At 30.1% G+C, this 9009-nt stretch carries 12 protein-coding genes; all 12 read left to right on the top strand.

From position 1 onward, the window contains the following. Window positions 1-75: 75 nt before the first annotated feature. The 12 genes from AC30RD_RS03980 (at window position 76) to AC30RD_RS03925 (ending at window position 8875) form a co-directional block, all read left to right on the top strand. Entirely contained in the window at window positions 76-1440 is a 1365-nt protein-coding gene (locus tag AC30RD_RS03980) for a phosphomannomutase/phosphoglucomutase (RefSeq protein WP_489492961.1), read from the top strand. A 27-nt stretch (window positions 1441-1467) separates the two neighbouring features. Further along, the gene (pyrC, locus tag AC30RD_RS03975) at window positions 1468-2475 is read left to right on the top strand and encodes a dihydroorotase (protein ID WP_489492960.1); all 1008 of its coding nucleotides are present in this window, start codon (window positions 1468-1470) and stop codon (window positions 2473-2475) included. After that, window positions 2465-3124, top strand: a complete 660-nt coding sequence (locus tag AC30RD_RS03970) for a response regulator transcription factor (RefSeq protein WP_489492959.1) — start codon at window positions 2465-2467, stop codon at window positions 3122-3124. The genes pyrC and AC30RD_RS03970 overlap by 11 nt, the downstream gene beginning before the upstream one ends. Next, the gene (locus AC30RD_RS03965) at window positions 3111-3953 is read left to right on the top strand and encodes a sensor histidine kinase (protein WP_489492958.1); all 843 of its coding nucleotides are present in this window, start codon (window positions 3111-3113) and stop codon (window positions 3951-3953) included. Before AC30RD_RS03970 ends, AC30RD_RS03965 begins: the two co-directional genes overlap by 14 nt. Before the next feature lie 43 nt (window positions 3954-3996). Continuing rightward, complete coding sequence (gene exbB, locus AC30RD_RS03960; RefSeq protein ID WP_489492956.1) at window positions 3997-4428, top strand: TonB-system energizer ExbB; 432 nt, start codon at window positions 3997-3999, stop codon at window positions 4426-4428. Then, the gene (gene exbD / locus AC30RD_RS03955) at window positions 4418-4792 is read left to right on the top strand and encodes a TonB system transport protein ExbD (protein ID WP_489492954.1); all 375 of its coding nucleotides are present in this window, start codon (window positions 4418-4420) and stop codon (window positions 4790-4792) included. The genes exbB and exbD overlap by 11 nt, the downstream gene beginning before the upstream one ends. Further along, window positions 4793-4984: a hypothetical protein gene (locus tag AC30RD_RS03950; protein ID WP_489492953.1), complete on the top strand. Its 192-nt coding sequence runs from the start codon at window positions 4793-4795 to the stop codon at window positions 4982-4984. 134 nt (window positions 4985-5118) lie between these two features. Continuing rightward, window positions 5119-5565 carry an energy transducer TonB gene (locus tag AC30RD_RS03945; protein ID WP_489492952.1) on the top strand — a complete coding sequence of 149 codons (447 nt, stop codon included), beginning with the start codon at window positions 5119-5121 and terminating at the stop codon, window positions 5563-5565. A gap of 50 nt (window positions 5566-5615) precedes the next feature. After that, the gene (locus AC30RD_RS03940) at window positions 5616-6725 is read left to right on the top strand and encodes a nitrous oxide reductase accessory protein NosL (RefSeq protein ID WP_489492951.1); all 1110 of its coding nucleotides are present in this window, start codon (window positions 5616-5618) and stop codon (window positions 6723-6725) included. 25 nt (window positions 6726-6750) lie between these two features. Beyond that, the gene (locus AC30RD_RS03935) at window positions 6751-7023 is read left to right on the top strand and encodes a hypothetical protein (protein WP_489492950.1); all 273 of its coding nucleotides are present in this window, start codon (window positions 6751-6753) and stop codon (window positions 7021-7023) included. After that, window positions 7013-8182 carry an ABC transporter permease gene (locus AC30RD_RS03930; protein ID WP_489492949.1) on the top strand — a complete coding sequence of 390 codons (1170 nt, stop codon included), beginning with the start codon at window positions 7013-7015 and terminating at the stop codon, window positions 8180-8182. The genes AC30RD_RS03935 and AC30RD_RS03930 overlap by 11 nt, the downstream gene beginning before the upstream one ends. A 24-nt stretch (window positions 8183-8206) precedes the next feature. Then, window positions 8207-8875 carry an ABC transporter ATP-binding protein gene (locus AC30RD_RS03925; protein ID WP_489492962.1) on the top strand — a complete coding sequence of 223 codons (669 nt, stop codon included), beginning with the start codon at window positions 8207-8209 and terminating at the stop codon, window positions 8873-8875. Window positions 8876-9009: the final 134 nt, after the last annotated feature.

Raw genomic sequence — 9009 nt, 5'->3', positions numbered from 1 at the left:
ATTAAACTTTTTTCAAATCATATAAATTTTACTTTTTTTAATGTGATATAATTAGATTAAAAATAGGGGTGGAAATTGAAGTTGATATTTAGAGAGTATGATATTAGGGGGATTTTTGAAAAAGAGTTAAACGAAAATATTGTAAAAAAGATAGGTTATTATCTAGGAAAAGAGATAAAAAAAATTGGAGACTATGTAGCTATCGGATATGATGCGAGGGTTCACTCTCCAATACTTTCTAAATGGTTAACTTCTGGATTTAACAAAGCAGGTATCAAAGTTTTGAATATGAAAATGGTGCCAACGCCCGTAAACTATTTTAGCAATTATCAAGAGTTTCAAATCGACAATAAAAAAATAACTCCTAACGCTTCTGTTATGATTACCGGCTCTCACAATCCGCCAGAATATAATGGATTTAAAATAACTATCGATAAAAAGCCCTTTTTTGGAAAAGATATATATAATCTCTCAAAAGAGGTGTTAAATAGTAAAATAGAGATTGAAGATAATGAAAAAAGTTATTATATAGATGCAAAAGATAAATATATAAATTATATGGTTGAAAATTTTTCCCATTTAAAGGGATTTGATAAAAAAATAGCTATAGATTGCGGAAACGGGGTGGCCGCAATTGCTCTTGAGCCTATTTTAAATAGATTGGAGATTGATTATGAAGGGTTGTATTGCGAGCCAGATGGAACTTTTCCAAACCATCATCCAGACCCAAGTGTAGAAGAGAATCTAAAAGATTTAAAAGAGGCTTTAAAAAATTGCGATTTAGGATTTGCTTATGATGGAGATGGGGATAGAATAGCCGTTTTAACGAAAAAACACAATTTCAAAGGAGACGAGCTTGCCATAATTTTTGCAAAATCTATGAAAAATCCTATAGTTGTAGGAGAGGTTAAATGCTCGCAGATAATGTATGATGAGATAAATAAGATCGGCAAAGCCATAATGTATAAAACGGGTCATAGCAACTTAAAGGTTAAAATGAAAGAGGTTGGAGCTACTTTAGCAGCGGAAGTTAGCGGTCATATCTTTTTTGCTGATAGATATTTTGGTTATGATGACGCAATTTACGCAACTTTTAGAGTTTTGGAGCTAATTTATAAAGGAGTGGATTTAGACAAAGAGTTCCAAAAGCTTCCAAAAGCTTATACTACACCGGAAATCAAAATAAAAACTACCGAAGATAAGAAATTTGAGATTATTGAAAAATTAAAAGAGATTTTAAAAAATCCGCCAAAAGATTTTCCAAAGATTAAAGATATTATAGATATAGACGGAGTAAGGGTTGTATTTGATAAAGGATGGGCTCTTGTTAGAGCATCAAATACCACGCCGGTTATTGTAACGAGATTTGAGGCGGTTGATGAGAAAACGGCAAGATATTATCAAAAAAAGATCATGGAGATTTTGGATAAAATCGCTTAATAACTTAACCAATATAAAAGGATTAATATGCAAATAAGACTCTATTCTCCTCTTGATATGCATCTTCATTTAAGGGATGGAGAAATGCTAAAAACCGTCGCTCCGCTAAGCGCAAAGAGTTTTAGCGGAGCTTTAATAATGCCAAATCTTGTTCCTCCAATAACCTCCAAAGAGGCACTTTTAGCTTATAAAAAGAGAATTTTAAAATCAATTGGAGAGGAAAAATTTACTCCTTATATGACACTTTTTTTCAGAAGCGATTATAGTTTTGAGTTTTTAAAAGATATAAAAGAAGAGATTTTAGCAATAAAACTCTATCCCGCTGGAATAACTACAAATAGTGAAGATGGGGTAGACAATTTTAGTATTGAGGCTTTGGCTCCTACTCTTGAGGCTATGAGCGAACTTGGGATAGTTTTATGCGTTCACGGAGAAACAAACGGATTTGTTATGGATAGGGAAGCGGAATTTATCCCGATATATGAAAAATTGGCAAAGAGATTTCCAAAGCTAAAAATCGTAATGGAGCATATCACTACAAAAGAGGCCGTGGAGGCTTTGGATAGATATGAAAATCTATACGCCACCATTACCCTTCATCATCTATATATCACTTTAGACGATGTCGCCGGCGGGCTCTTAAGACCTCATCTTTTTTGTAAACCTATAGCAAAAAGACCAGAAGATAGGATGGCTTTGAGAAAAGTGGCTTTTAGCGCTCATCCTAAAGTAATGTTTGGAAGCGATTCGGCACCTCACCCAAAAGATAAAAAAGAGGCTCCCGGTTGCGCGGCCGGAGTTTTTAGCGCGCCTGTTGCGCTTGAGGCTTTAACTCAACTTTTTTATGAGGCAGGAGTAATTGAAAATCTTGAAAAATTTGTAAGTTTTAACGCAAAAAATATTTATAAAATAGATCCTCCATTAAAAGAGGTGATTTTGGAAGATATAGAGTTTGAAGTTCCATTAAAATATAAAGATGTAGTTCCTATGTTTGCGGGTGAAATCGTTAAATGGAGTATTAAAGATGTCATATAAGGTTTTATTGCTGGAAGATGATGAACTTTTTAGCGAAACCATAAAAGATTTTTTAGAAGAAGAAGAGTTTAAGGTAAGTGTGGTAGAGGATGCAAAAAAAGCACTCAATAGATGTTACAAAGGAAAGTATGATCTATATCTTTTTGACGTAAAAGTTCCATTTATGAGCGGTTTTGATCTATTAAAAGAGTTAAGAGGCGCAGGTGATGATACACCTACAATTTTTATCACTTCCTATAAAGAAAAAGAGAGCCTAAAAGAGGGGTTTTTATCTGGAGCGGACGATTATATTAAAAAACCTGTAGATTTAGATGAACTTCTTTTTAGAATAAAAGCTCTTTTAAAAAGAAGCGTGGGCGAAGAGATAAAAGATTTTGACGGATTTAGATTTGATATGAAAAGAAAGATTTTAACAAAAGAGAATAAAGAGATTGAATTAAATCCAAAAGAGCTTGAACTTTTGGCTCTTCTATTAAAAAACGAGGGCAAAACCGTAACAAAAGAGATGATTTATGAGGCGCTATGGAATCCGGACGAGATAATAAGCGAAGGAGCTTTAAGGGTGTATATAAACAATTTAAAAAAAACGATCGGAAAAGATAAAATAACAAATATAAGAGGCGTGGGTTATAGATTTGAGAAAAGATGAATATATAAAATTTTTATCTATATTTTTAATCGTAATATTTTTAATACTTTTTATAGAGTATCTTTTATTTAAAATAGTTGGCTTTAATGAAGAAAATTTCTTTTTTATCTCTTTAGTTATATTTGTATTATCTTTGATATTTGGTATTTTTTTGGCTAAATACTCTTTTTCATATCTTATTCAGACAAACGAACTTTTGGATCGTCTGCTAAAAGATACTTTGCATGAGCTAAATATCCCGGTTGCTACGATTTTGGCAAATATTAGGCTTTTATCTAAAAACGAGAAAGATGAAAAAAAACTAAAAAGATTGGATAGAATAAAAAAGGCTGCAAATCAGCTTTTAGATCTTTACAACGATATGGATTATTATATAAAAAAGCAGATTCAAAAAGTAAATTATGATATTTTCAATCTAAAAGAGCTTATTATGGATAGATTGGCTTTTATAGAAGATATTAAAAAGGATATCAAGATATATACAGATTTGGAAGATATTTATGTAAAAACAGATAAAAAAGGATTTTCAAAAACCGTTGACAATCTTTTATCAAACGCTATCAAATATAATAGAGCTCAAGGGTATATAAAAATTGTTTTAAAAGAGGAATTTTTAAGTATCGAAGATAGCGGCATAGGAATGGATGAGGGCGAAATTTTAAAGATTTTTGAGAGATATTATCAGTCTAAAGATGCAAAAGAGGGATATGGGATTGGGCTTAATATAGTAAAATCTTTTTGCGACGAAAATAAGATCTATATCAAAATAGATTCTAAAAAAGGGGTTGGGACAAAAATAGTTTTAAATTTGAAAAATGTTTTAACATAAATTTAACAATATTTTGAGAAAATTCAATAAAAAAGAGGAGAGTATGGAAAATTTAAAAGAGATTGTTGATTATGGAATAATAGGAATTTTAGTTTTAATGAGTTTTATAGCTATATGGCTATCCTTTGAGAGACTCTTTTTTTATAAAAAAATTTCTAAAAAGCTAAACGAATATAAAGATAAAAACCTCTTAGAGATCGATTTGAGCGACAATTTGTCAATTATTGCGACAATCGCTTCAAACGCCCCTTATATAGGTCTTTTAGGAACAGTTCTTGGGATTATGCTTACATTTTATACCATGGGACAAAGCGGAATCGTTCAGACAAAAGAGGTTATGATAGGTTTAGCTCTTGCTTTGAAAGCTACGGCAATGGGACTTGTTGTGGCAATACCTGCGACTATTTTTTATAATCTTTTGGTAAGAAAAATGGAAGTAATAATCGCAAAATGGGAAAGTTTAAATGAAAATTAAAAAATTTGATACTATCAACGTAATACCTTTTATAGATATTATGTTAGTGTTGCTTGTTATAGTTTTAACTACCGCTACATTCATAGCCAAAGGTTCTATCCCCCTTGATCTTCCAAAAGGAGAAAGCTCAAAAGAGCTTCCAATCAGAAAAATAGAGATCTCTATTACTAAAGAAGGAAAACTCTATTTTAACGATAAAGAGGTTGATTTTGATAGATTGAAAGAGTTGATAAAAGATATATCCAAAAAGGACAATATTGTTATAAGAAGCGATAAAAACTCAAAATTTGAATATTTTGTAAAAGTTATAGATGTTTTAAAATCAAAAGGAATAGACAATATCTCAATCGTAACGGTAAAATAGATGAAAAAATCTTTCTTTATATCTTTAATTCTTCATACGATACTTTTTGCCTCTTTTTATTTTTTCTCGAAAAATATATCTCCAAAAGAAGAAGTTAGAGTAATAAAAATCTCCTCAATTACCCAAGAGATAAAAAAAAGACCAAAAAAGATAGTTAAAAAAGAGATAAAAAAGGTTGAAAAAAAGTTATAAAGAAAAAAGAGATTAAAAAAATTGTTAAAAAAAAGAAAATTAAAAAGAGGGTTATCAAAAAAAGAAAAATTAAAAAAGTCGTAAAAAAAGTACCAAAACCTAAAAAAGTAGTAAAAAAGATACCAAAACCAAAATTGGCTAAAAAAATAGTAAAAAAAGAGGAGTTAAAAACCGAAAAAATTATGCCTCAAAAATTTGAAAAAATAGATAAAAATGTTACAAAAACTGATATCTTGCAAAAAACCAGCATTTCTAAAAAAGCTTTGGTAAAAAAAGCGCCAGCTGAAAGTAAAGAGGATCTGTATCTAAAAGAGCTTTTAAAAAAGATAAAAGTTGCTATCGAAAAAAACAGATATTATCCAAAAATCGCTAAAAGATTGAAAAAAGAGGGAGTAGTAAAGATAGAGTTTGTGTTATCTGCAAAAGGGGAGATAAAAGATATAAAAATAGTGCAAAAATCTCACTCTATTTTAAATAAAAGCGCCGTCAAAACGGTAAAAAAAGCTTCTATCTATTTTCCAAAACCAAAAAAAGAGATAAAAATAGTCGTGCCTATCGAGTATAGATTAACACAAAATTAACAAAATTTAAATATTATTAGCATAGATGATTTAAAAAATAAGGAGACGTTATGAGAAAGATTTTGGCGCTGTTTTTAGGACTTTTTTTAATTGGGTCTTTTGCTTTTGGGGGAGGAGTAAAGTTTTCTAAGATGGGGAAAAATCCTCAGCTTATACAAGAGGGCAAAGAAAAGCCTTGGTGTCATATATGCGGTATGAGTTTGAAGATGTTTTACAAAACTTCCCACGCGGTTATTTTAAAAGATGGAACAAAAAGGCAATATTGCTCGATTAGATGTTTAGCTGTAGATTATCCAAATATTAAAGATAAAATAAAAGAGATTTTAGTAGTTGACGCAAAGAGTGAAAAATTGATCCCTGCTAAAAAGGCTTATTATGTAGTAGGAAGTAAAGTTAAAGGAACGATGAGTAAAGTTAGTAAGATAGCGTTTGCCAATTTGGAGGATGCGAAAGAGTTTCAAAAAAAATATGGAGGCAAAATCGTAGATTTTGATACAGCTTTTAAAATGGCACAAAATAGCTTAAAAAAAGATATAGCAATGCTTCAAAAGAAAAAGCGAAAAATGATGTATCCAAAAGGCAAAATGATATATAAAAAGATGTGTAAAGAAGATATTGACAAATCTAAGTTTAAAACTATAGGAGAGCTTAAAACATATATAGTTAAAAGCAAAGTTTGCGGTGATGTTAAAGGTAAAAAGCTTCAAGCGTTGGCTCTGTATATCTGGGAAGTAAAAGGAAAAGAAAAAGAGGAAGCAAAATTTCAAATAAACGTCCCTAAAGACGCAAAATGTCCGGTTTGTGGGATGTATGTGGCAAAATATCCAAGATGGGCTACTATGATAGTGACCAAAGATGGTAAAAAGCTATATTTTGACGGATGTAAAGATATGTTTAAGTTTTTATTAAATCCTGCAAAATATGGATATAATGATATTAAAATTAAAAAGATAATGGTAACAGATTATTATCATCAAATAGCAATACCGGCAAAAAAAGCATATTATGTAATAGGAAGCGATGTGTTGGGTCCTATGGGAAATGAGCTTATACCTTTTAGATATAAAAAGGATGCAAAAACATTTTTAAAAGATCATAAAGGTAAAAAAATTTTAAAATTTAATGAAATTAATTTAGAAGTTTTAAAAGAACTTGAATAGATATATTAAAAAATTGTATATTTTTTTGTTATTTATTTTTTGTTTTATTGTAGGGGAGGGGATAATTATATCTAATAAAAATATAGATATTGACTCTAAAAAAGAGGTTGTTAAGATTTTGACGATGCCAGATCTGTCAATCTCAACAGAAGCTCATTTTATAAGGCATAGAAGCGTTACGGATCTTTATGAAGTATTTGGATTGGGTCCGGCGCTTTTTGCCTATTTTCCTTCTGAATATATCTATTCTCCTCCAAAATATTTAAATGCCAAGCAGGAGATAAAAATTGAACCTTAAAATGGTCGATTTTGCAATCAATTCTCTTAGAAGAAGAGTTTATAAAAATCTTTCCATATTTGTGATTTTTATAATATTGATAACTCTTTTATTTTCAACATTTTTAATCTCTTTTTCAATAAAAAAAGAGTTAAGCTTAACATATAACTCTTTGCCTCAGATTTTTGTTCAAAAAATAGTTGCGGGAAGAATGGAAAATATGAGTTTAGATAGAGTTTTTGAGATTGAGGATATTGCCGGAGTAAAAAGTGCCTATCCAAGAGTGTGGGGATGTTACTATTTTCAAAGAGCCGGAGTAAATTTTAGCGTTGTTGGTATAGATTTTGATCTTGAGAGTTTCAAAAGCAGTTATAATAAAGCAATTAAAGATTTTAAAAATATTAAAAAAAAAGATTTTATGATAGTAGGAGAGGGAGTAAGAAAAATTTTAAAAGAAAATTATTACAAAGACTCATTTAACTTCATAAAACCAAACGGCGAGTTTTTAAATATCAAATTAGCAGGAGTTTTTAAAGGAGACAGTGAGCTTGAAAGTAGTGATACTATACTTTTGCCTATAAATTTGGCAAGAGAAGTTTTTGGTATGGAAGAAGATGAGATAACGGATATCGTTGTTGAAGTGCCAAATCCTTTAGAGGTTCAAACAGTTGCCCAAAAAATAAGAAATCTATATCCAGATTGCAGAGTTATAACAAAAGAAGATATAAAAGCTTCCTATCAAAATATTTTTGACTATAAAAGCGGATTTTTTTTAGCTCTTATAATCTCTTCGATTTTTAGTTTTTTTATTCTTGTTTTTGAAAAAGCAAGCTCCGTTACAAAAGAGCAGATTAAAGAGATAGGTATACTAAAGGCCCTTGGGTGGCAAATAGAAGATGTTTTGAGATTAAAATTTTTCGAATCTATGTTAATCTCTTTTTTTGCTTACCTTTTGGGTGCAGTAGTTAGCTATTTTTGGGTATATATTTTGGATGCTAAGCTATTAAAAGATATTTTTATGGGTTATTCCATTTTAAAACCGGATTTTAAACTGATTCCTGTTTTTGATATATCTTTATTTGTGACTATATTTTTAGCAACGGTTCCTGTATATTTAACAGCAACCATTATTCCAAGTTGGAAAGCTGCAGTTATTGATCCGGAGGAGGCTATAAGATAGATTAGGAAAGAGGCGATGTCAAATATCATAGAGATAAAAAACGTAACAAAAATATATAATTTTAAAACACCAAAAGAGGTAATTGCTTTAAAAAATATAAATCTATCCATAAAAGAGGGTGAATTTATACTTCTTATGGGACCAAGCGGGAGCGGTAAAAGCACTCTTTTATCGATAATTGCCGCTTTGACAAAACCTACATATGGAAAAGTTATCGTAAAAAACGAGGTTTTATCAAAGCTTCCTGATAGATTTGCTGCTCTTTTTAGAAGAGAAAATATCGGCTTTATTTTTCAAAAATTTAATCTAATAGAAGATTTAAATGTTTTTGATAATGTGATTTTACCTTTAATTCCTTCCGATATAGAGCCAAAAGAGCTTGAAAATAAAGCTTATAAAGTTATGAAAGATTTTTCCATTGAGCATAAAGCCAATCAAGTAGTTAGAAAATTATCAGGAGGAGAGCAGCAAAGATGTGCGATAGCCAGAGCTATGATCAACGATCCTCAAATCATTTTGGCTGACGAGCCAACTGCAAATTTGGATGCAAAATTAACATCGGAGTTTATAAATATTGTTAAAAAGTTAAAAAAAGAGGGAAAAACTATAATCATAGCAACACATGATCCAAGATTTGAAACTCTTGATTTTGTGGATAAAATCTATAATATTTTAGATGGGGAATTAAAATAGATGTTTTTAACTCCGGAAGTTTTTATAACAATATTTGTAGATATTCTAATACTTATTTTTTCAACCTTTGCATTTATAATATCCATTATGATTGTAAAATATTTTAATGTAGATTTAGATACTCCGCTTCAATA

The sequence above is a fragment of the Nitrosophilus sp. genome (assembly GCF_982775275.1).
The sequence above is the reverse complement of the archived record's forward strand: the minus strand, read 5'-3'. Positions and strand labels throughout refer to the sequence as shown.